The sequence below is a fragment of the Chryseobacterium sp. Marseille-Q8038 genome, from assembly GCF_965111995.1.
Window position 1 is genome coordinate 1,159,717 of the sequence record NZ_CBCOPN010000002.1, and the last position, 21,100, is coordinate 1,180,816.

Below are 21,100 nucleotides of genomic sequence, written 5' to 3' on the forward strand. Positions count from 1 at the left end.
GGATAAGCTATTTCAGCTTTTCATCCCATTATAACCCTTCCTCTTTTACTTTAGCTTTAAAGTTCACGATAGTTCCGGCTAAAGAATCCAAAGATTTCCCTCCGGCAGCATTGATGTGCCCTCCACCATTAAAATATTTTCTTGAGAATTGGTTCACATCCACATCATCTTTACTTCTGAATGAAATTTTAACAAAATCCTCATACAGATCTTCCATAAAGAATGCAGACATTTTCACTCCGGCAATGCTTAAACCATAATTAACAAATCCTTCCGTATCTCCCTTCTGGAATCCAAATTCTTTAAGCTCGTTTCTTGTAAGGCTTAATACAGCTACTGTTCCCTCATTCACTACCTCAATTCTTCCCAGAACCAAAGCAAGTAAATGCAGTCGGGAAACGGTGTTGGTATCCCATGTATTAGAGGTGATCATGGCAGGATCTGCTCCATGTTCAATAAGATTGGCAATAATTCTGTGCGTGGCAGCACTTGTAGAACGAAAACGGAAACCTCCGGTATCCGTCATAATTCCGGTATAAAGACATTCCGCCATATCCTGATTCACTAGTTTTTCATCATTCATTGCCTCAATAAAATGATAGATCATCTGTGAAGTGGCAGGAATTACCGTATCGGAATAAACGAAATCAAATTTTTCCGGCTGCTGATGGTGGTCAATAAGAATTTTCTTTCCCGGAGCTTTTACCAACCAGTCTCCCAACAATCCGATTCTTGAAGGAGAATTAAAATCCAGGCAGAAAATTACATCTGCTCCTGCAATCATATCAGAAGCCAGTTTTCTTTTGTACTCAGCAATGATAACTTTTTTAGATTCCGGCATCCATTTCAGAAACTTAGGAAAATCATTAGGGACGATAACCTCTGCATGAATTCCTTTTGCTTTCAGATAATGTTTCAATCCCAAGCTTGACCCAATAGCATCTCCATCCGGATTGTAATGGGTAAGGATAACTATTTTGCTCTCCTGGGTAAGTAATGTATTGATATCTAAAAGTTCTGCTGGTGTAAACATCCGGTGTTTATTTTTCGTTAAAATTAAAGTTTTCAAAGATAGAGCTTTTATATAAATCATTTAAATATTATTTTTGTACCGGAAAATGGTTTTTCCATGAGGGTTTGCCAATACCCGACTGAAAAACGCAACATTTAATTTTAAAAAAAGATATATAAAATTTGTAACTTATAAAAATTTATATATCTTTGCAACCTGAAAATTAATAGATTAATTACGATTTAAACATATAGTAATGAGTAAAAGAACATTCCAGCCATCAGAAAGAAAGAAAAGAAACAAACACGGTTTCAGAGAAAGAATGTCTACGCCAAATGGAAGAAGAGTTTTGGCTGCGAGAAGAGCTAAAGGCAGAAAGAGTTTAACTGTAAGTGCATCACGCGCTAAGAGATAATTCTACATTATCATATACAAAACATGCTTGAGAAGTTCCTTTTCAGGCATTTTTTGTTGTTAAAATTTACTAAAATTTAGGCTGTATCAACATCTTTTTCTATTTTTAAAAGTTGAAATATTTTTGTTAGAAATAGTCTTTAAAATTAAATTATGCCACATACAAATATCTCCGGAGAAAACATCATAAGTTTACAAAACGCAAAGATTGCCCAAAAAAACTTCACTGTCCTTTCTGATGTAAATCTTAACATTAAAAAAGGTAGATTCTGTTATCTTATTGGAAAAACAGGTTCCGGAAAAAGTTCTCTTCTGAAAACGCTTTACGGACATATTCCATTGGCATCAGGACACGGAGCTGTGGTAGGATTTGACCTGGCAAAACTAAAACCATCTGATATTCCCAACCTTAGAAGAAAGCTAGGAATCGTATTCCAGGATTTCCAGTTACTTTCTGACAGAACAGTTGAAAAGAACCTGAAGTTTGTTCTTGAAGCTACTGGATGGAATGACAAAGTAAAAATAGAAGACCGTATCAATGAGGTTTTAGGAAGCGTGAACATGAAAAGCAAAAAGCACAAAATGCCTCACGAACTTTCCGGAGGAGAGCAGCAACGTATTGCCATCGCAAGAGCTCTTCTTAACCACCCTGATCTTATCTTAGCCGATGAGCCTACAGGAAACCTTGACCCAGAAACTTCCAACGAAATTATGACCCTGTTAAAGCAGGTAGCTCTTGAAAATGGCGCTGCAGTGGTAATGGCAACACATGATTATCATATGATTCAAAACTTCCCTGGTGAAGCCATCAGATGTGAAGACGGAAAAGTTTCTGTATTGGATACATCTGAGTTATTCGAATAAGAATAAAAAAATAAAGAGTTCAGAAATAACTAACTTCTAAAGTCTAATTTCTAACTTCTTCACTTAAAAACATGAAACTCTTTGGTGAGTTCAAGATATGGGTCCGAGTATTGTCTCGGACTTTTTTCTATAATAAAGTCCGATTCGTCAATGTCTTTTTCTTCTGATGAAAACTCCAGAATCAGCCTTTTTGCTTTTGAATTTTCAATTCCTTTGATATGCACTCTTCGGATCAGAAACAGATTATTTTCTTTCCCAATTGAAACAAAAAGTTCTCCCGCTTCAACAGGAATAATGACAGAAAAAATCCCACCTTTTGATAAAAGCTGAGATGCTTTGGATATCAGCTGCATGAAGTTTAACTCAACCGTCTGACGGGCAATTTTATCTTTTTCAGATCCTGATTCTTCGAAATATGGAGGATTGGAAACAATAAGATCAAACTGTTCTTTCGTTTCAAAAGTTTTAAAATCCTGATGTCTGTTTTGCAACCTTGTATGAAAAGGAGAGCTTTCAAAATTAAGTCTGGTAAGCCTTGCTGCATCTTCATTAATATCAAGTCCCAAAAATTCAGCATGAGGATTTCTCTGGGCCAGCATAAGAGAAATTAAGCCTGTACCCGTTCCCACTTCCAAAACACTGGAAGCACTTTCAACACTAGCTAAAGCTCCAAGCAAAACCCCGTCTGTTCCTACACGGAAGACGTCTTTAGACTGCTCAATTTTAAATTGCTTAAATATAAAAGGTTTCACTATAAATTGGTAGGCAGTGTAATAATGAAGGTAGACCCCTTTCCTATTTCAGATTTCACAGAGATCTCTCCTTTATAATCTTCAATCATTTTTCTCACCATAGACAACCCCAGCCCCATTCCACTGCTTTTAGAAGTAAAATTCGGTTCAAAGATTCTTTCGTACATATTTTCCGGAATTCCTATTCCGTTATCCTGAACAGAAATAATCACTCGCCTCTGGTGCTGTTCCACATCTACATTAATGATCAGTTTTCTTTCATCACTTTCTGCCTGTTTCGCATTGGTAACAAGGTTGGTTATAATCCTGGAAAGATAAATTCTGTCCATATTGATCATAATATTCGTCTTGTTCGCATGCATGAAAATACTGTCATCATTAAATACACGGAGAATGTCTTCAACTTCAGTATTCAGATTAATAACTTCATTATTTTTTTCAGGAAGTTTTGCAAATTCTGAGAATGCCGAGGCTACCGTAGCAATCAGATCAATCTGATCTACGATCGTTTTACTCATCTGTTTTACTCTCTCTCTGATATTTGGATCTTCAGGATCAAATTTTCTTTCAAAATTTTGAATGGTCAGCTTCATTGGAGTCAATGGGTTTTTCACCTCATGAGCCACCTGCTTAGCCATCTCTCTCCACGCTTCTTCAGATGCTTTGAATCTAAGTCTTTCTTTCTGATCCTGAATCTGCAGAATCATCCTGTTATAGGCTCTTGCCAAAGCATTAAGTTCATCATTTTTATAGTACCTGATAGGACGCATTTCATTTTCAAACAATGTAATACGGGTAATCATATCAGAAAATTTCGTAATGGTTTTCGCAAGGCTGTTAGAGGTAACCCAACTGATCCATATACTAAAAAGAATAAGGAATATATCGACTAAAAGAATATATTTTACATACTGATGAAGAACTTCAAGATAAGCAGATTCATTGTGGTATAAAGGGATATAAACAATTCCGATGGGTTCAAGCTCATTGTTTTTCAACAAAAGATAGGAAGAAGTAAGCTTAGCATCTTTAGCGGCATCATAATTAATCATATCTACTCTTGCATCAGTAGACAGGATTTTATTGATAATCTCTATAGGAATTGTTTTCTGCTCAACTAAACCTTCATCTTTATTGGAAAGCAAATAGTGTCCTTTCAGATCATAAATAAAAATATCATGCTGGTTGATATCCGCTATTTCAAAGATTTTATTCCCTAAAACTTCCGGAAGATCTTTTGTTTCTATAAGTGTCTGACTTACCGCATAATCCAGATACCGCATTACCGCATTGGTCTTGTCCTGCATATCGATATTACTCTGCTGCAAAGAATGATTTCTCAGCACAAAGTAAGGAACAAGAGATGTAGCAACGACACTTAAAAAACATACCAGTAAGAAACCGAAGAATACCCGATTCCTTAAGCTATATCCTTTATACTTGTTTATTGACATTCTACTTTTTAATTAACCTAGCAATATACTTACCAATAATATCAAATTCCAGGTTTACTGTATCACCAATTTTCAAATGTTTCATATTCGTAAATTCCCAGGTATAAGGAATAATGGCTACGGAAAACTGATCGTCTTCGCTTTTAGCAACCGTAAGACTGATCCCGTTTACTGTAATTGACCCCTGAGGTACCGTCACAAAACTTCCGTCATTTTCATATTTCATGGTAATAAAATAACTTCCGTCTTTATTTTCAATACTCACCACTTCACCGGTTTTATCAACATGTCCCTGAACAATATGACCATCCAGTCTTCCATCCATCTTCATACAACGCTCAAGATTCACAACGGTTCCCAATTCCCATTTTCCAAGATTGGTCTTTTCCAGTGTTTCATTAATCGCTGTAACCACATAATGATGGTCTTTTATCTCCACAACTGTAAGGCAACAGCCGTTGTGTGCAAGGCTCTGATCAATTTTAAGTTCGTTTGTAAAGGGGCATGTCAGCGTGAAATCTATATTGCTTCCTTTTTCTTCAATCTTCTCAATAACACCAACTGCTTCAATAATTCCTGTGAACATATTATTTTTTGCTAAATTTGTAAATTATAATCTTCAAAGATAATCAAAATGAGCCCAAAAAACCATAAAGTACGAGTAGGAATTTCAATCGGTGATTTCAATGGCATCGGCCCGGAGATCATCATGAAGTCTCTGAAAGACAAAACTATTACAGATTTTTTCACTCCTGTAATTTTTGGTTCGGGAAAATTATTCACTTATCAGAAAAATATTTTTAAGCTGAATCTTAACTTCAACTATGTTAACGAGGCCTCACAGGCACAGGTAGGAAAACTCAATATGGTTAACCTTACCAAAGAAAACGTGAATGTAGAATTGGGAGTTCCTACTGAAGAATCCACAAAAATGGCGATTGATTCTTTAGAAGCAGCTACTGAAGCTTTGATGAAAGGAGATATTGATGTACTGGTAACTGCTCCTATCAACAAAGATGAGATGGTAAAAATGGGCTTTAAACACGCCGGACACACTGGATATTTTGAAGAGAAATTCAGCAAAAAGGGATTGATGTTCCTTGTTACTGAAGATCTTAAAGTAGCTGTTTCCACCCATCATATTCCTATTGCTCAGGTAGCTGAAAATATTTCCAAGGAAAAAATAAAGAAACAGATCAGGGTATTAAATCAGACTCTTATAGAGGATTTCTGTATTCAAAAGCCTAAAATTGCAGTATTGGGGTTAAATCCTCACGCAGGAGACGGCGGTGTTATCGGAAATGAAGAAATTGAAATTATCAGCCCGACTATTAAAGAACTTTCTGACAACGGAATATTGGCATTCGGACCTTTCCCTGCAGACAGCTTTTTCCAACCGAACAAATACAAAAATTTCGATGCCGTACTCGCAATGTATCATGATCAGGGGCTGGCTCCTTTCAAAACATTAGCGTACGAAGAAGGAGTAAATTATACCGCAGGACTTCCTTTTATCAGAACATCTCCCGATCACGGAGTTGCTTATGATATCGCAGGAAAAAACATCGCTGATGAACAAAGTTTCACAGAAGCGATCTTCACGGCTATCAAAGTTTTCAAAAACAGAAGTGAATACAGAGAACTGATGAGCGACCGCCTGCAGCCTAGAAAAATAACTGTAGACAACGGAATAGACGAAGATCTACCAGAGGAAACTGAAGCATAAATCTTTAAAACAAATTTTAAATTAATTTGTTTCAGATTTTATTTGTTATTATAAAAAAAATGCATATTTTTGCACACTCATTTTATGGACAAGTTAAGAAACTATGACGTAAGCTTTTCCGGACTTAAAAACGGAAGACACGAGTTCAAGTTTGAGATAGATAATACGTTCTTTCAATTATTTGACACTGAGCAGGAATTTACAAATCCTAGAATAGAAGTGAAGGTATCACTTGATAAACACACTACTTTTCTGGAATTTGAGATTAAAATTAATGGATGGGTTGAGTTAGTTTGTGATATCACAAATGAAGATTTTGACTATCCTATTGAAAATGAAATCAAAATTTTGGTGAATTTCGGGGAAGAATATGATGACAGCAATGAAGATGTTATTACTATTCCTACCGCAGAGCATGCTTTCAATGTAGCACATTTGATTTATGAAAATGTAATGCTTTCTATCCCGATGAAAAAGATTTCACCCAATGTAAGTGATGAAGATCTTAAAATTCTTGACCAGTTCAGTCCTAAAGATATTGAGGTAACTGAAGAAGAAGAACATGAAAGTGACCCTAGATGGGATGCTTTAAGAAAATTAAAAGACAATAATTAAATAGAATAATTTAAATATGATGAGATGATGAATCTCATCGCTCATCAATTAAAAAAGTTATTAGAAAATGGCACATCCAAAGAGAAGACAATCGTCCACAAGAAGAGATAAGAGAAGAACTCACTACAAAGCTGTAGTTCCTCAATTAGCTAAAGATGCAACAACAGGAGAGCTTCACCTATACCACAGAGCTCACTGGCATGAAGGAAAACTTTACTACAGAGGTAAAGTAGTATTGGAAAAAGAAGTAGCTGCTACTGAAGAAAACTAAGAGTCGCTTTTCATTGAAAAAGCCTCATTTTAATACAAAAACCGCTCAATTTTGATAAAATTTGGCGGTTTTTTGTTGTTTTTTACGTTTTTTTGGTATCTTTGACCCAAAATCAAATATCAAATTTATGGACATTAAAGACATACAAAATCTTATCAAGTTTGTATCTAAAGCTGAAGTTTCAGAAGTGAAATACAAGACTAAAGATTTCGAAATCACTATTAAAACTCCATTAGCTGGAAGCGATACTGTTTATGCACAACCTGCAGTATACCACACTGCTCCACAAGCAGTAGCTGCTCCGGCACCTGTTGCAACTCAGGCTGCTGCACCTGCTGCTGAGAAAGCTGAAGCTGCATCTGATGACAGCAAATATGTAACGATCAAGTCTCCAATGATTGGTACTTTCTATAGAAAACCATCTCCTGATAAAGATGTATTTGTAAATGTAGGTGATGATGTTTCTGTTGGTAAAGTAGTTTGTGTTATTGAGGCAATGAAACTATTCAACCAGATTGAATCTGAAATCAGCGGAAAAATTGTTAAAATTTTAGTTGACGATGCTACTCCTGTAGAGTATGACCAACCTTTATTCTTAGTAGATCCATCTTAAGGAATTTTAGATTAAAGATTATAAATTTTAGATGAATCTTTTTTCATTTAAAATAATTTAAAATTCAAAATTTATAATTTAAAATTTCGGAGAGATGTTCAAAAAAATATTAATAGCCAATCGTGGCGAAATTGCAATGCGTATTTTACGTACTTGTAAAGAAATGGGGATCAAAACTGTTGCGGTATACTCTACTGCTGATAAAGACAGTCTTCACGTAAGATTTGCTGATGAAGCGGTATGTATTGGCCCTGCAATGAGTAAAGACTCCTATCTTAAAATCCCTAACATTATTGCTGCAGCAGAGATTACCAATGCTGACGCTATTCACCCAGGTTACGGATTCTTATCTGAAAACGCTAACTTCTCAAGAATCTGCCAGAAAAACGGTATCAAATTTATCGGTGCTTCTCCTGAGCAGATTGAAAAAATGGGTGATAAAGCTAATGCTAAAGCAACCATGAAAGCAGCAGGTGTACCATGTGTACCTGGTTCTGACGGATTGATCGAATCTTACGAACATGCTGTAAAAGTAGCGGAAGAAACAGGATATCCGGTAATGATCAAAGCAACTGCCGGTGGTGGTGGAAAAGGGATGAGAGCGGTTTGGAAAGCTGAAGACCTTAAAGATCACTGGGAATCTGCTATTCAGGAAGCTGTAGCTGCCTTTGGAAACGGAGGTATGTATATGGAGAAACTGATTGAAGAGCCTAGACACATTGAAATTCAGGTTGCGGGTGACCAATTCGGTAAAGCTTGCCACCTTTCTGAAAGAGACTGTTCTGTACAGAGAAGAAATCAGAAATTAACTGAAGAAACGCCTTCTCCTTTCATGACAGATGAGCTTCGTGAGAAAATGGGTGACGCTGCTGTAAAAGCTGCTGAATTCATTGGATATGAAGGTGTGGGAACTATTGAATTCCTTGTAGACAAGCACAGAAATTTCTATTTCATGGAAATGAATACAAGAATCCAGGTAGAGCACCCTATTACTGAACAGGTAATTGATTATGACCTGATCAGAGAACAAATTCTTCTTGCTGCAGGAACTCCTATTTCAGGAATCAATTATTACCCTAAATTACATTCAATCGAATGTAGAATCAACGCAGAAGATCCTTATGCAGACTTCAGACCATCTCCAGGAAAAATCACAGGATTAAATATCCCTGGCGGACACGGAATCAGAGTAGACACTCATGTATATTCCGGATACAGTATTCCTTCTAACTACGATTCAATGATTGCTAAGCTTATCACTACGGCTCAGACCCGTGAAGAAGCCATTGCAAAAATGAGACGTGCTCTTGAGGAATTCTATATTGAGGGAGTAAAAACAACCATTCCTTTCCACAGACAACTGATGGATAATGAAGATTATCTTGCAGGAAACTATACTACAAAATTCATGGAGGATTTTGTAATGGACAGAAAATATGATAATCACTAAGATTATTTTAAAATAAAAATGAAACTGCCTCTTTTTGAGGCAGTTTTTGTTTTTAGCTGATCAGTTTAAAATTTCCGTTAAAAATCTCAGAGAAGCCACTCCTGTATCTATTCCTGTTCATTCATAAAAATTGATACTCATACAGAAAATAAAATTTCATCACGATAAAGATATAATACCTATAACCGTCTGCGAACAGAGAAAATATTTTCCAATACCACATTATTCCGCCCTAAAATATCCTTCAATTATACCCCAAAACGTCACTAGGCATTTGTTTATGCATATCATTAATATTGCGTAAATTTGTTGAAAACCAAAATATATGTCAACAGCAGAACAAACAAAAAACTCGCAGTATTTTATTGACCTTGAAGACAAACATGGAGCGCATAATTACCACCCACTTCCAGTAGTTCTGGATCGCGGAGAAGGTGTTTTCGTTTGGGATGTGGAAGGTAAAAGGTACTATGATTTTCTTTCAGCATATTCTGCTGTGAACCAAGGACATTCTCACCCTAAGATTATAGGAGCATTGGTAGAACAGGCACAAAAACTGGCTCTAACTTCAAGAGCATTCTACAACTCTAAATTAGGAGAATATGAACAGAAAATAACAACTCTTTTTGGATTTGATAAGGTTTTACCTATGAACTCCGGAGCTGAAGCAGTAGAAACAGCTGTAAAACTAGCCCGAAAATGGAGTTATGAAGTAAAAGGAATTTCAGAAAATGCAGCGAAAATTATCGTTTGCGAAAACAATTTCCACGGAAGAACAACAACCATTGTTTCTTTCTCTAACGATCCGGATGCCAACCAAAATTATGGCCCTTTTACACCAGGATTTATCAAAATTCCTTACAACGATATTGCAGCGCTGGAAGAAGTTCTTAGCAGAGAAGCAGCAAATATTGCAGCATTCCTTGTAGAACCCATTCAAGGGGAAGCCGGAGTATATGTTCCGGATGAAAACTTCCTTAAAAATGCTGCTGAACTATGTAAAAAGTACAACGTTTTATTCATTGCTGATGAAGTTCAGACTGGTATTGCAAGAACAGGAAAGCTTATTGCATGTCACCATGAAGATGTACAACCGGATATTTTAATTTTAGGAAAAGCCCTTTCCGGAGGAATGTATCCAGTATCTGCTGTTTTAGCGAATGACAACATCATGAATGTGATCAAACCTGGACAACACGGTTCTACATTTGGAGGAAACCCTATTGCATGTGCAGTTGCAGTAGCAGCACTAGATGTTGTGGCTGAAGAAAAATTATCTGAAAGAGCTGAAGAATTAGGAAAACTTTTCAGATCTGAAATTGAAAAACTGATTGAAAAGTCAGACCTTATTACCAAAGTAAGAGGAAAAGGACTTTTAAATGCTATTCTGATCAACGATACTCCCGAAAGTTCTACTGCATGGAATCTTTGCCTGAAATTAAAAGAAAACGGATTGCTGGCAAAACCTACCCACGGTAACATCATCAGACTGGCACCACCATTGGTAATTACTGAAGAGCAGTTACTGGATTGCGTGAAGATTATTGAAAAGACTATTCTTGAGTATAAATAAATGGCTCTCTCCCTTGCAATCATCACTTATAATGAAGAAGAAAATATCGTAAGACTTCTAGATTCATTAATAGATATAGCTGATGAAATTATCATTGTTGATAGCTTTTCAACAGACAGGACAAAAGAAATCTGCACTCAAAAATATCCGCAGGTACAATTCTTTGAGAAAAAATTTAACGGGTATGGTGAACAAAAAAACCATGCCCTTAATTTATGTTCCCATGAATGGATCCTGTTTCTGGATGCTGACGAAGTTCCTGATGAAAATCTGAAAAGATCTATACAGAAGATCGTTTCTTCAGCAAGTACAGAATTCAATGTGTACAAGGCTGCATTCAACAATCATTTAGGGACTCACCTGATCAAACATGGAGGTTGGGGAAATGTATGCCGTGAAAGGCTGTTCAGAAAAGAATATGCAGCATATTCTCATGATAAAGTTCATGAATTTTTGATGACCTATGAAAAAGTAGGCCTTCTCGAGGGAAAACTGAATCATTATACTTACAAAAGCATTCACCATCATGTCTCGAAAATCAATAAATATTCCGATATGATGGCTGAAAAAATGTTTGAAAGAGGAAAAAAAATCAATAGATTTAAAATCATTGTAAGCCCAATGTTTGAATTTATCAAGGTTTTTATTTTCAAACTGGGTTTTCTGGATGGATTTCCAGGGTATTATATTGCTAAAACGATGTCCTATTACACTTTTTTGAAATATATTAAATTGCGTGAAAAAATAAGACTCCAGGAACTTGAAAAAAATACGGTAAAATAGTATGATCCTGTATATTATTCCTGTTTTATTGGCGGTATTTATCGTCGTATATTTCCGTCTCTATCTGTTTGCTTTTCCGCATAACAGACTTGTCATTCTTATGTACCATCAGGTTGAAAAAGAAAGCCATGAAGATCTTACAGTCAGTGTAAAGAACCTTGAACAGCAGTTTTCCTATCTAAGCCGTAAAAAATATACTCCACGTTTTTTTTCTGAGCTTACCATTTCATCAAAGAAAAATATTATCATTACTTTTGATGATGGGTACAAAAATAATCTTGAATATCTGCCGTCCTTACTGGAAAAGTATGATCTGAAAGCTACTATTTTTATTCCAACCGGATTTATTGAAAAGGGATATAACAATTATTCCATGATGACCTTTGACGAAATCAGAAGTCTGGATAAAAAATATTTTGAGATTGCCCTTCACAGTCATGCCCATGAAAACTTAAAAAACGTTTCTATTGATTTTATAGAAAAAGATCTAAAAAAAAATATGGAAATCCTCGATGCCCACAACATCAAGTATTCAAAGGTTTTGGCGTATCCTTATGGAAAATATCCACAAAAAAAAGAAGATAAATTAACTTTTTTTTCCATTTTAAAAAAAATAGGAATTGAATTTGCAGTAAGAATTGGAAATAAAGTAAATTATTACCCTACCCAGCGCCCATACGAGCTGTGTAGAATTGATATAAAAGGCAAAGATTCGATTATAAAATTCAAATTAAAACTTATCTTTGGCAGATTAAAACTATTTTAAAAAACAATTATAAGGAAGTATTCACATACTCCTCTATCAAACAAATCGTTGTGATGAATATAAGTGGTTTAATCATAACATATAATGAAGAAAAAAATATACAGGATATCCTTGAGTCTTTTGATTTTTGTGATGAAATAATAGTAGTAGACTCTTTTAGTACGGATAAAACTGTAGAAATTGCGAAGAAATTCTCTAATGTAAAGGTGATTCAAAATAAATTTGAAGACTTTACAAAGCAAAGAAATCTGGCTCTGAAAGCTGCAACAAACGACTGGGTTTTATTTTTAGATGGTGATGAAAGAATTACACCGGCCCTGAAGCAGGAAATTATCGATGAGCTAAATAAACCCGAGCAAAAGGATGCCTATTATTTTTACAGGAAATTCTTTTTTGCCCAGAAACCGATTCATTTTTCAGGAACTCAGTCTGATAAAAATTTCAGACTCTTCAGAAAATCGAAGGCCATCTATATGGCAGGAAAAAAGGTACATGAAACTCTGGAGGTTAATGGAACCATTGGAATTTTAAAAAATAAATTACTCCATTACTCCGTTTCAGATTATGAATCTTACAAAAAGAAAATGATTCATTACGGAGTTTTAAAGGGGAAAGAAATGGCTGCTAAAGGAAAAAAGTACAATGTTTTAGTTCAATATCTTAAAACAGCTTTTAAATTCTTTAAAGCCTATATAATGAGACTTGGTATTTTAGACGGAAAAGAAGGCTATCAGTTATCTTATCTGCAGTCTTTAAGCGTCTACGAAACCTATGAATCATTAAAAAAAGAGCAAAATTAGTTGAATGAAGATTTGTATCATTAGTTATGATTTTTGGGATTATGATAAGTATATTGTTGAGACATTATGCAAACGTGGTATTGACGCTCATCATATAAAGATCAGTACCGTTACTCATTCCAACTTCAATGAAAGAGCTGTAAATGCTTTAAGCAAAACTTTTTTAAACAAGAATCTTAAGACTGAAAAAAGACAGAAATATGTACTGGATTCTCTTGAAAAACTAGGGCATCAGGATCAAATATTAGTGATGAATCCTGATACATTTGATCTTTCTACCCTTAAAAAAATCCGCAAGTATACAGACCGTCTGGTTACCTATCTTTATGATAATCTTGAAAGAGTTCCTGTAGAAGATAAACTGTATCTTTTTGACAAGGTATTTTCCTTTGACTATATTGATGTTAAAAAACACGGTTTTGAAAAATTAACGAATTACATTTACCTTCCGCACTGTTCAAAAGAAACTCAAAAGCCTGAAATGGACCTTTTTTATATCACATCTTATGATAACAGAAGGGTTTCACTAATAAAATTACTAGCTAAGAAACTGATTGAACAGGGATTAAAATTCCAGATTATGATCATCGGAAAAAAATCCTGGAAGCATCAGCTGACCAATATTTTCATGACAGTACCTAAGAATCTTTTCCTGATTTTCAGTATTAAAAAGATTCCGCACAATGATCTTCCAAAATATTATAAAAACTCAAAAGTTTTACTGGATCTCATGCGGGAAGGACAATATGGACTCAGCTTCAGAGTTTTTGAAGCCATGTCTCTGGAAAAGAAAATCATTACTGATAATGAAGCCATTAAAACCTATGATTTTTACAATCCCAATAATATTTTGATTTTAAACAAAAATATTAGTAATCTTGACAAATCTTTTTTTGAAAGACCTTACGAAAAAATTCCGGAAGAAATCTACTACAGATACACTTTGGATAGTTGGGTGAATAAAGTTTTTGAACTGGATACTAAAAACTGACAAATGGGAATCTTAAAAAAAATAAAAAAGCACATCGAAAGAAAAGAAAAACTCAAAAACCTTCAGTCTAAGGATATAGTCAACATTAACCAGTATGACGCTTCCCAAAAAACAATCCTGTTTGCATCCAGAGATTTCCCGGCCCATGATAAAGAATCCGGAGCCAACAGACTGAAAGAACTTATATTTATTTACCAAGAATTAGGATATAACTGCATATTATTTGCGCCCCATATTTTTGAAGATAATTCTTATGTAAAATTTTACCAGCAGCACAATGTTATCGTTTATATAGAAAATAATAAGTATAAGAATATTTATGACTTCCTGTCTTCTTTTAAAAGGTAGATTATGTTTGGTTCAATGGGCCTCTGGCTCTGAATCTTTTTTATAAAAAAATGAAATCCGTTTTACCTTCTGCCAAATTCATTTATGACATGGTAGATATTCATTTTTTAAGGTTTAAAAGAGCCATCGAACTGGAGCCAACCCGTATTTCTTTGAAGAAAAATTACAAACACTTTTTCCGTCTGGAAACTGTTGTTGCCCCACAGCTGGATTATATTATTGCCATCTCTGATAAGGAAAAAGAGATTATGAGCCAGTATGCGGATAAAAATAAGATCATTACCATATCTAATATTCATTATCCTAAAATTGATATTTCTGAAAGAAAAAATTTCAATGAAAGTAAAGGAATTACCTTTATCGGATCTATCCATGAACCGAATATTGATGCAGTAAAGTTTTTATACGAAAAAATAATGCCCATTGTCTGGAAAACCAATCCTGAGCTGGAAGTAATCATCATCGGAAATGTTGCAGAAAAGCTGGATCTTAAACTATATCCTAAGTTTAAATTTTTAGGCTTTGTGGAAAGTATTGAGGAGCATTTTATGAATTCGAAAATTATGGTAGCCCCTTTAAGATTTGGGGCTGGTGTTAAAGGAAAAATCGGACAGGCTTTTGAATACTTTTTCCCAGTGGTTACTACGGATATTGGTGCCGAAGGAATGAAGCTTACCGATAAAAAAAATGTTCTCATTGCCAACGATGAAAATAGTTTTGCGGAAGCAATTATTCAGCTGAATAATAATGAAGAGCTTTGGAATATTTTAAGTAAAAATTCCGTAGACAGTCTGAGAGCATTTTCACCCGAAGAAGTAAAAGAAAAACTTAAAACATTATAAAACATGTCATTAAGCGTAAACTATCACGGTTTTTTTGATGGAAATTTTGGCATTGCAGAGGCCACAAGGCTTAATGCTGCTGCTATGGAAAATGCAGGGATTAAAGTAAACCGCATCAGCTATTCAAGTGATACTCTTGAAAAATCTAAAAGCGACACCCCATCAGATGCCTTAATTAATATTTTTCACATTAACAGTAATGTGACTCACGAGTTTTTCTCAAAAAATCAGGATATCAATCTTGCAGGTCATTACAACATTGTATATTGGGCCTGGGAATTTCCCGAAGTTTCGGATAAAACGGTTGAGTTTCTGAATATTTTTGACGAGTTATGGGTTCCTAGTGATTTTTGTGTCAATATTTTCACAAAATATACGGGAATTCCTGTGATGAGATTTTCTCATCCTATTCAAAAGCTGGCTCCTTCTGATGAATTTAATTTTGAAGAATATAATATTAAGCCTGGCTCAAAGGTATATATTACTATTTTTGATTCCTTAAGTACAACGATCAGAAAAAACCCTGAAGCGACTATTGAAGCGTTTATTAATGTCTTTAAAGATGATCCTGAAAGTGTTTTAATTGTCAAGACCCATAATCTCGAAAGAAGTAAGGATGCACAAAAAGTAGTGGAAAAATATGCAGGCATTTCGAATATTATCATTATTAATGAACATTTCTCGAAAGAAAAGCTGCATTCCCTTATTCAGAAATCTGATGTTCTGATCTCGCTGCATGGCTCCGAAGGATTCGGACTGACAATGGCTGAAGCGATGTCTTACGGGAAAATTGTTGTAGGAACAGGATACTCCGGGAATCTGGATTTTATGAATGTGAACAACAGCTTCCTTGTTCAGTATAGTTTTATTAAAACTTCCAATACAAAAGGATTAATTGCTGAAGGGCTCACTTTGGCAAAACCTGATTTGCAGGATGCCACCCAAAAGCTTTTGTATATAAAGAATAATTTCGGGTCTTTACACGCTGTTAAAGAAAGTGCAGAGGCTCAGATCAGAGATCATTTTTCTCTTGAATCTATAGGAAATCTGCTTCAAATACGACTGTCTTTTATCGACCAGATGGATAAAAAAGAAAGCAGCACAGAAAATAGTGCAGGAAATGTGTTTTATCTTGCCGAAATAGACCGATTGAGTGGCAGAGTGAATTACCTGGAAAAAACACTCTACAATAAAATCAGGAAAAAAGTAAATATCTTTTTAAAGAAAGTAAAAGGTAAAAAATAAAAAGAGCGATGGATTTATCTGAATCCATCGCTCTTTCATTGTATCGTAAATTATTTCTTTTGTTTTCTGTTTCTTAAATACATTTTGACTCCATATATCCACTGAATGGGTTTGCTTTTTTTATAAATTCTAAGGTCTTTTCTCAGAAATAAACTATCGGCATATAATTTTATTAATGCTGATCTGCTTTGCTGAATTTTACCTCCAGAAATAAGCTCTTCTGATCTTTCTCTGATCAATTTTCCTACTCCTTCAAGAGAGAAATCATGAGTAATTGTTTTGCGTGCATTCTCAGATTTCACTTTCACATCTTCCCCGCCCTGATATATTTTTTTCAGATATTCAGAAGCTTTATCCAGTGAAGGTTCAGACCAGATGGTATTAGAATCATAATTAAGGTCGTCTGAACCGTAAGAAACTTTTTCTGCACTTACGAGAAAACTGTTTTCAGAATTCATAAACTCCAGATTTCCAGAATACGCGGTAGCAATAACAGGTTTCCCAAAATACATGGCCTCTGCCATAGTAAGTCCAAAACCTTCAGATCTGTGAAGAGAAATATAGCTGTCACAGTTACTGATCACATAGTTCAGTGCATTTTTATCAAAAATCTTTTCTACTACTTTAATCTTCGCCGAGTCACCGATTGCCTCGTTTATCTGTTGTTTTTCTAAAGAAAACTTATCTGATTTAGAGGTTTTAACGGTTAAAAAAGCATTATTGTCTTTTCCGTCAAATGTGTCTCTGAAAACCTTAATCAGGTTGAGAACATTCTTCCGCTGTATGGAACTGTTATAATCAAAGATGAATAAAAAATTAAAGTAATCTTCGTTATAAAAATTCAAAGCATCAGGATCTTGCGTCTCTTTCAGATGAATATCAATCGGATGTGGAATTACTTTTACAGGAGATGCTATATATTTTTCAATACATTTTTTACAATACTCTGAAGGCGTCCATACCTCATCGAAAAGATTAATATTCAGAAGGTAATCCTCAGGAATAGTCTCTGATTCCCAGGCCATATAAAGAATATTATATTTTCTTTCAAAAAAAGAATAGTCAAAATATTCGAAGAAATTTGAAATTTCCGAAACAGAGGGTGAAACCTGAATTAAATTAATAGGATATTCTGCTTTATGGGAAAACTGAGTAAACGTCTGGTCATTATTGTTATGATTGGTTCTCACATCATAGTTGATCAGGCTGATAGGCATGCCTGCGCTCTGTATGGCTTTACAATTGAGCCTTGTGGCTTCCGCAATACCAAATTCACCATTAATAAATCCAAAAACGTTAATTCCTAAATCTGCCATTTTTATTTTCTAATAATTCAAATAATTAATCTTCCAATGTTTCATAAAAACTATTCTGTTTTTTTTGCTTCTCGAAATTCTTTTTATGAATCAATGACAGTTCATATTTTGCAGGAATTTCCGTAAAGTTTTTATTTCCAAATAAAACTTCATGCACTTTATTTTTCCAGAAGATCTTTTTATTATTCTTTACAATTCTCGCCTGATAATCAGGGAAATTGATATAGCCTTCTTTATTCATATTCCAGCCCATTTGCTGTACATATTCTTCTGTAATTCCCTCTACAGTATTGATTCGGGGAACGTAGAATACCTCAACACTTCTTTCCTTTTTAAGATAGGGCTTCAATGTTTTGATAAAATGCTCAGTAGGATATTCATCTGCATCAATCTGGAAGAGATACTGGCCGTTTGCCTTTTCAATTAATCTGTTTTTGAAGGTTGCAAAATCTCCATCCAGTCTTGCCTCAAGTTTTACAATATTATCATAATGAGCAAGCAGCGCTGTCACTTCTTTATTTTTATTGGTAATATCCTGAAGAACAATGATCTCATCATTCTGACCGATCAAAGGAATAAGAATATCTAATAATTTTTTAAGTTCCTGAGCTTCATCATTGACGGTGATTCCGTAAGAAACAGATATAAATTTACTGGAAAAGCGTGAAAGTAAGCTCATAATTTAATTGTAGATTATAGGATAGTTGCCAGAAAAATGGGTAAAGTAATTTTCGGCAATGATTTGTTTTACGTAATTTTTATACTTCCTTGTAGGATAAAAACAGCTTCCTGTTTTTTTATAATAATATTTCCTGAAAAATTGCGGAAGTTTTTTTTCATCATATTCAACTTCCTTCCCTTTCTCTGTTCCTTTTATTTTATATAAAACCTGAACATTGAATGCAGGTGGTAAAGCCTCAAACCAATTATTAATCTGTGAAAAATACGCAAATGGTGTTTCTTCAAAGCTGTTCAGCTCCCCTTGGTTATGGTCTGAAAAATAGTATTCTTTAAAGATATCTGCTACTTTCTTCGGTCTGAAAATAAATACTCCTCCATTGATACTTCCCTGCAATAAAGGATTGGGCTCAAAATGTCGGTCAGTAAAATACATTTCACTGGTCTCTTCCAGTATTCTTGGAATATGGCCCCAGGTTTTGTTGAATTCTTCAGTTCCTCTCGGATCCAGAATTGCCCCGAAATATTTGTCTTCCGGAAGATAATCAAAAATAGAAGGTGCTTTATCGGAAATAATAATATCAAGGTCCATAAAAAGAACCATATCATAATCTCTTGTTTCTGCAGGAATCAGCAGTTTTTGAGCCAGAAGCGGACGATGAAAAGTTTCATCTATAGTTTTATCAATAATCTTTAAATCTGCCCCACATTTTTTAGCATAGTTTTCAAAACTTGCTCTATTTTTATTGTACATTTTCCAGTACTTATCTCCTACAATAAAAAGACATATTGCTTTCTTCATTGATAAACTCAATTTATAATCTACAAAAATACATTTTTAATAATAAGCCTGCCCGAAATATTCTTTCAGTGTTTCTCCTATCAACGGAAATATTTCCCGAATACTCATTTTTGCTCCTGGGTATATAAAAAACCGCCTCATATCTGAGACGGCTTTGCTGTAAAAATATCAATATTTATTAGTAATAAGCATAGAAAGGAATACCCTCTGCAACATACTTATTAGGCGTTCCCGGATAGGTACTGTAGTAATGATCTCTTTCACTTCCGCTATAGAACTGATAAATAGGTCTCTGTGTACTATCCATTGTTGCATAGAACGCAATTCCTTCATATACATAATTCCAAGGTGTACCCTGATAAGTAGAATAGTAATGATCCTTGTCATTTGCACTATAAAACTGATATACAGGGACTGTATTCGGTGCTTTATAGCTATATGCTTTAAACTGCTCTCCCTCCGCCTGATAGGTATTAGGAGTTCCAGACCATGTAGAAAGAAGATGATCTCTTTCTGAACCACTATAGAATCCATAAATCGGCACCGGGATATAATCCAACATTACTTTATTATCAATCAGGTACTGAATTACGTATGATTTAAGTTCTGCTTTTTTAACAGGGTCTTTTACAAGATCAAAAATAAATACCAATCCATTATTTCCAAAATCTACTAATACTGAATTATTTGGTGTAGAACTGTTTTGCCAGTTTGCGATATTGATCTTCGGAGTGTTTTGGTCAAGATTCAGCTCTCCAATAAGACCTTTGGAAGGATCTCCCCCTCTTGTTCTGTATGATAGTTTTTTAGAAAAGTTCATGGATGATTCTGAAGTATTGACATCATTCTGAACTTCAACATCAAAAATTTTAGACATTCCTAATTTTATCCCCACTCTTGCAGCACGGTCACGGCTTTCATTTCTTGTTTCTGACTGGAATATGATATCCATTTTTGCGCCCGTATAGATGTCAACCATTACGTGAGTTCCGTAGTCCTGTACAATTTGTTGTGATGATTTTGTTTGTAAATCCTGGGCAAACTCCGGGGTAATATAATCCGCTAACATATCTGTTGTGGCATTAAATCTTAATCTTTTCTGCTTGATTAAAAGATTGTAGCTGCCATAGATATATTTTGCATCAAATTTATGATTGGTGGTAATTGCAGAATTAAATCCTACTGAAAGCGTTTTTTTGAATAAAGGAATTCCTGCAGTAACATCTACTTTGGTAGATACCATTTTGGAATAAGTTTCCGCATTCTCTCCATATTCTTCAACGTACTCCTGAGTGTTGGTATTTTCAGAAACCAGCCTGGCCGTCTGCTCAGCTTTGAAACGATCAATATCAACAACTTTAAATCCTGCAGAATTGGCATTCGCATATTCGCCTGCAGCATTGTAGCCGTGTCCAAGCACATCATAAATTCCGTCTCCTGCAAATTTTGCTGCTGATAATCGGTTGTTTTTAGCAGAACTTCCAGGAGCTCCTTCGCTATTCAGTTCTTCCGTAGAACATGAACTCATACAAAGCATCAGTAAACTACTGAAGCAAAATAACATTTGTTTTTTCATGGGTTATTTAAAAGTTTTTGCAAAGATAATATTCAACAATGAGTGAAAAAATAGTTACACAATGATATATATCATTATAAAGTGAAGTTAATATATGCTTAAAAGTCCATTAATAAACAACCCAATCATCACAAGTCAGAGAATTAAATATTCATAAACAAATATCAATACCAACTTTACAACATTTACATCTACTGTATTTAATTTCA

23 protein-coding genes are annotated in these 21,100 nt (G+C 34.7%); 15 read left to right on the forward strand and 8 right to left on the reverse strand.

Translation table 11 applies throughout. The features are described from left to right. Window positions 1-28: 28 nt before the first annotated feature. Entirely contained in the window at window positions 29-1,033 is a 1,005-nt protein-coding gene (locus tag ACWPWS_RS19270) for a DHH family phosphoesterase (RefSeq protein WP_454047597.1), read from the reverse strand. 235 nt (window positions 1,034-1,268) lie between these two features. Here ACWPWS_RS19270 and rpmH point away from each other — a divergent pair, with 235 nt between their 5' ends. After that, window positions 1,269-1,427 carry a 50S ribosomal protein L34 gene (gene rpmH, locus ACWPWS_RS19275; RefSeq protein WP_040997588.1) on the forward strand — a complete coding sequence of 53 codons (159 nt, stop codon included), beginning with the start codon at window positions 1,269-1,271 and terminating at the stop codon, window positions 1,425-1,427. A 152-nt stretch (window positions 1,428-1,579) separates the two neighbouring features. Next, a complete protein-coding gene (locus ACWPWS_RS19280; RefSeq protein ID WP_105681706.1) occupies window positions 1,580-2,290 on the forward strand; it encodes a cell division ATP-binding protein FtsE in 711 nt (236 codons plus the stop codon). Window positions 2,291-2,349: 59 nt separating this feature from the next. Here the strand turns inward: ACWPWS_RS19280 and ACWPWS_RS19285 are convergent, their stop codons facing one another. From ACWPWS_RS19285 to ACWPWS_RS19295, 3 genes are read right to left on the reverse strand one after another with little or no spacing between them, the layout of a single operon-like run. Further along, entirely contained in the window at window positions 2,350-3,042 is a 693-nt protein-coding gene (locus ACWPWS_RS19285) for a tRNA1(Val) (adenine(37)-N6)-methyltransferase (RefSeq protein WP_454047598.1), read from the reverse strand. Continuing rightward, complete coding sequence (locus ACWPWS_RS19290; protein WP_209786867.1) at window positions 3,042-4,496, reverse strand: sensor histidine kinase; 1,455 nt, start codon at window positions 4,494-4,496, stop codon at window positions 3,042-3,044. Before ACWPWS_RS19290 ends, ACWPWS_RS19285 begins: the two co-directional genes overlap by 1 nt. A 1-nt stretch (window position 4,497) precedes the next feature. Next, on the reverse strand, window positions 4,498-5,082 hold the full coding sequence (locus ACWPWS_RS19295) for a riboflavin synthase (protein WP_209786866.1): 585 nt from the start codon (window positions 5,080-5,082) through the stop codon (window positions 4,498-4,500). A 48-nt stretch (window positions 5,083-5,130) separates the two neighbouring features. Here ACWPWS_RS19295 and pdxA point away from each other — a divergent pair, with 48 nt between their 5' ends. The 13 genes from pdxA (at window position 5,131) to ACWPWS_RS19360 (ending at window position 16,519) form a co-directional block, all read left to right on the forward strand. Continuing rightward, window positions 5,131-6,222, forward strand: coding sequence for a 4-hydroxythreonine-4-phosphate dehydrogenase PdxA (gene pdxA, locus ACWPWS_RS19300; protein WP_209786865.1), 1,092 nt, complete (start codon window positions 5,131-5,133; stop codon window positions 6,220-6,222). Between the two features lie 84 nt (window positions 6,223-6,306). Next, entirely contained in the window at window positions 6,307-6,837 is a 531-nt protein-coding gene (locus ACWPWS_RS19305; protein WP_209786864.1) for a YceD family protein, read from the forward strand. Between the two features lie 67 nt (window positions 6,838-6,904). Then, window positions 6,905-7,108, forward strand: a complete 204-nt coding sequence (gene rpmF / locus ACWPWS_RS19310; RefSeq protein ID WP_002976251.1) for a 50S ribosomal protein L32 — start codon at window positions 6,905-6,907, stop codon at window positions 7,106-7,108. A 127-nt stretch (window positions 7,109-7,235) separates the two neighbouring features. Next, complete coding sequence (accB, locus tag ACWPWS_RS19315) at window positions 7,236-7,721, forward strand: acetyl-CoA carboxylase biotin carboxyl carrier protein (RefSeq protein ID WP_209786863.1); 486 nt, start codon at window positions 7,236-7,238, stop codon at window positions 7,719-7,721. Between the two features lie 94 nt (window positions 7,722-7,815). Beyond that, the gene (gene accC / locus ACWPWS_RS19320) at window positions 7,816-9,171 is read left to right on the forward strand and encodes an acetyl-CoA carboxylase biotin carboxylase subunit (RefSeq protein ID WP_047385963.1); all 1,356 of its coding nucleotides are present in this window, start codon (window positions 7,816-7,818) and stop codon (window positions 9,169-9,171) included. Window positions 9,172-9,496: 325 nt separating this feature from the next. Continuing rightward, on the forward strand, window positions 9,497-10,744 hold the full coding sequence (rocD, locus tag ACWPWS_RS19325) for an ornithine--oxo-acid transaminase (protein ID WP_454047599.1): 1,248 nt from the start codon (window positions 9,497-9,499) through the stop codon (window positions 10,742-10,744). Then, window positions 10,745-11,527, forward strand: a complete 783-nt coding sequence (locus tag ACWPWS_RS19330) for a glycosyltransferase family 2 protein (protein WP_454047600.1) — start codon at window positions 10,745-10,747, stop codon at window positions 11,525-11,527. A gap of 1 nt (window position 11,528) precedes the next feature. Next, window positions 11,529-12,293 carry a polysaccharide deacetylase family protein gene (locus ACWPWS_RS19335; RefSeq protein WP_454047601.1) on the forward strand — a complete coding sequence of 255 codons (765 nt, stop codon included), beginning with the start codon at window positions 11,529-11,531 and terminating at the stop codon, window positions 12,291-12,293. A 53-nt stretch (window positions 12,294-12,346) separates the two neighbouring features. After that, the gene (locus tag ACWPWS_RS19340; RefSeq protein WP_105681716.1) at window positions 12,347-13,093 is read left to right on the forward strand and encodes a glycosyltransferase family 2 protein; all 747 of its coding nucleotides are present in this window, start codon (window positions 12,347-12,349) and stop codon (window positions 13,091-13,093) included. 4 nt (window positions 13,094-13,097) lie between these two features. Continuing rightward, complete coding sequence (locus ACWPWS_RS19345; protein ID WP_454047602.1) at window positions 13,098-14,084, forward strand: glycosyltransferase family protein; 987 nt, start codon at window positions 13,098-13,100, stop codon at window positions 14,082-14,084. A 3-nt stretch (window positions 14,085-14,087) separates the two neighbouring features. Then, entirely contained in the window at window positions 14,088-14,432 is a 345-nt protein-coding gene (locus ACWPWS_RS19350) for a hypothetical protein (protein WP_454047603.1), read from the forward strand. A gap of 50 nt (window positions 14,433-14,482) precedes the next feature. Next, window positions 14,483-15,274 (forward strand): glycosyltransferase family 4 protein, encoded by a 792-nt coding sequence (locus ACWPWS_RS19355; protein WP_454047604.1) that lies wholly within the window; start codon window positions 14,483-14,485, stop codon window positions 15,272-15,274. A 3-nt stretch (window positions 15,275-15,277) separates the two neighbouring features. Then, on the forward strand, window positions 15,278-16,519 hold the full coding sequence (locus tag ACWPWS_RS19360; RefSeq protein ID WP_209786857.1) for a glycosyltransferase: 1,242 nt from the start codon (window positions 15,278-15,280) through the stop codon (window positions 16,517-16,519). A gap of 50 nt (window positions 16,520-16,569) precedes the next feature. On the opposite strand, the gene ACWPWS_RS19365 is transcribed toward ACWPWS_RS19360, so the two are convergent. The 4 genes from ACWPWS_RS19365 to ACWPWS_RS19380 all read right to left on the reverse strand — a co-directional run bounded on the left by ACWPWS_RS19365 (window position 16,570) and on the right by ACWPWS_RS19380 (window position 20,891). After that, window positions 16,570-17,835, reverse strand: a complete 1,266-nt coding sequence (locus tag ACWPWS_RS19365) for a glycosyltransferase (RefSeq protein WP_454047605.1) — start codon at window positions 17,833-17,835, stop codon at window positions 16,570-16,572. Window positions 17,836-17,860: 25 nt separating this feature from the next. Next, the gene (locus ACWPWS_RS19370; protein ID WP_454047606.1) at window positions 17,861-18,514 is read right to left on the reverse strand and encodes a glycosyltransferase; all 654 of its coding nucleotides are present in this window, start codon (window positions 18,512-18,514) and stop codon (window positions 17,861-17,863) included. Between the two features lie 3 nt (window positions 18,515-18,517). Then, complete coding sequence (locus tag ACWPWS_RS19375) at window positions 18,518-19,315, reverse strand: hypothetical protein (RefSeq protein WP_454047607.1); 798 nt, start codon at window positions 19,313-19,315, stop codon at window positions 18,518-18,520. A gap of 178 nt (window positions 19,316-19,493) precedes the next feature. Then, window positions 19,494-20,891: an MAC/perforin domain-containing protein gene (locus ACWPWS_RS19380; RefSeq protein ID WP_454047608.1), complete on the reverse strand. Its 1,398-nt coding sequence runs from the start codon at window positions 20,889-20,891 to the stop codon at window positions 19,494-19,496. Window positions 20,892-21,100 lie beyond the last annotated feature (209 nt).

Bases quoted from the DNA above. Each gene is read 5' to 3' on its own strand.
- ACWPWS_RS19270 (WP_454047597.1), bottom strand. From the start codon at position 1,033: ATGTTTACACCAGCAGAACTTTTAGATATCAATACATTACTTACCCAG.
- rpmH (WP_040997588.1), top strand. From the start codon at position 1,269: ATGAGTAAAAGAACATTCCAGCCATCAGAAAGAAAGAAAAGAAACAAA.
- ACWPWS_RS19280 (WP_105681706.1), top strand. From the start codon at position 1,580: ATGCCACATACAAATATCTCCGGAGAAAACATCATAAGTTTACAAAAC.
- ACWPWS_RS19290 (WP_209786867.1), bottom strand. From the start codon at position 4,496: ATGTCAATAAACAAGTATAAAGGATATAGCTTAAGGAATCGGGTATTC.
- ACWPWS_RS19295 (WP_209786866.1), bottom strand. From the start codon at position 5,082: ATGTTCACAGGAATTATTGAAGCAGTTGGTGTTATTGAGAAGATTGAA.
- pdxA (WP_209786865.1), top strand. From the start codon at position 5,131: ATGAGCCCAAAAAACCATAAAGTACGAGTAGGAATTTCAATCGGTGAT.
- ACWPWS_RS19305 (WP_209786864.1), top strand. From the start codon at position 6,307: ATGGACAAGTTAAGAAACTATGACGTAAGCTTTTCCGGACTTAAAAAC.
- rpmF (WP_002976251.1), top strand. From the start codon at position 6,905: ATGGCACATCCAAAGAGAAGACAATCGTCCACAAGAAGAGATAAGAGA.
- accB (WP_209786863.1), top strand. From the start codon at position 7,236: ATGGACATTAAAGACATACAAAATCTTATCAAGTTTGTATCTAAAGCT.
- accC (WP_047385963.1), top strand. From the start codon at position 7,816: ATGTTCAAAAAAATATTAATAGCCAATCGTGGCGAAATTGCAATGCGT.
- rocD (WP_454047599.1), top strand. From the start codon at position 9,497: ATGTCAACAGCAGAACAAACAAAAAACTCGCAGTATTTTATTGACCTT.
- ACWPWS_RS19330 (WP_454047600.1), top strand. From the start codon at position 10,745: ATGGCTCTCTCCCTTGCAATCATCACTTATAATGAAGAAGAAAATATC.
- ACWPWS_RS19335 (WP_454047601.1), top strand. From the start codon at position 11,529: ATGATCCTGTATATTATTCCTGTTTTATTGGCGGTATTTATCGTCGTA.
- ACWPWS_RS19340 (WP_105681716.1), top strand. From the start codon at position 12,347: ATGAATATAAGTGGTTTAATCATAACATATAATGAAGAAAAAAATATA.
- ACWPWS_RS19345 (WP_454047602.1), top strand. From the start codon at position 13,098: ATGAAGATTTGTATCATTAGTTATGATTTTTGGGATTATGATAAGTAT.
- ACWPWS_RS19350 (WP_454047603.1), top strand. From the start codon at position 14,088: ATGGGAATCTTAAAAAAAATAAAAAAGCACATCGAAAGAAAAGAAAAA.
- ACWPWS_RS19355 (WP_454047604.1), top strand. From the start codon at position 14,483: ATGAAATCCGTTTTACCTTCTGCCAAATTCATTTATGACATGGTAGAT.
- ACWPWS_RS19360 (WP_209786857.1), top strand. From the start codon at position 15,278: ATGTCATTAAGCGTAAACTATCACGGTTTTTTTGATGGAAATTTTGGC.
- ACWPWS_RS19365 (WP_454047605.1), bottom strand. From the start codon at position 17,835: ATGGCAGATTTAGGAATTAACGTTTTTGGATTTATTAATGGTGAATTT.
- ACWPWS_RS19370 (WP_454047606.1), bottom strand. From the start codon at position 18,514: ATGAGCTTACTTTCACGCTTTTCCAGTAAATTTATATCTGTTTCTTAC.
- ACWPWS_RS19375 (WP_454047607.1), bottom strand. From the start codon at position 19,315: ATGAAGAAAGCAATATGTCTTTTTATTGTAGGAGATAAGTACTGGAAA.
- ACWPWS_RS19380 (WP_454047608.1), bottom strand. From the start codon at position 20,891: ATGAAAAAACAAATGTTATTTTGCTTCAGTAGTTTACTGATGCTTTGT.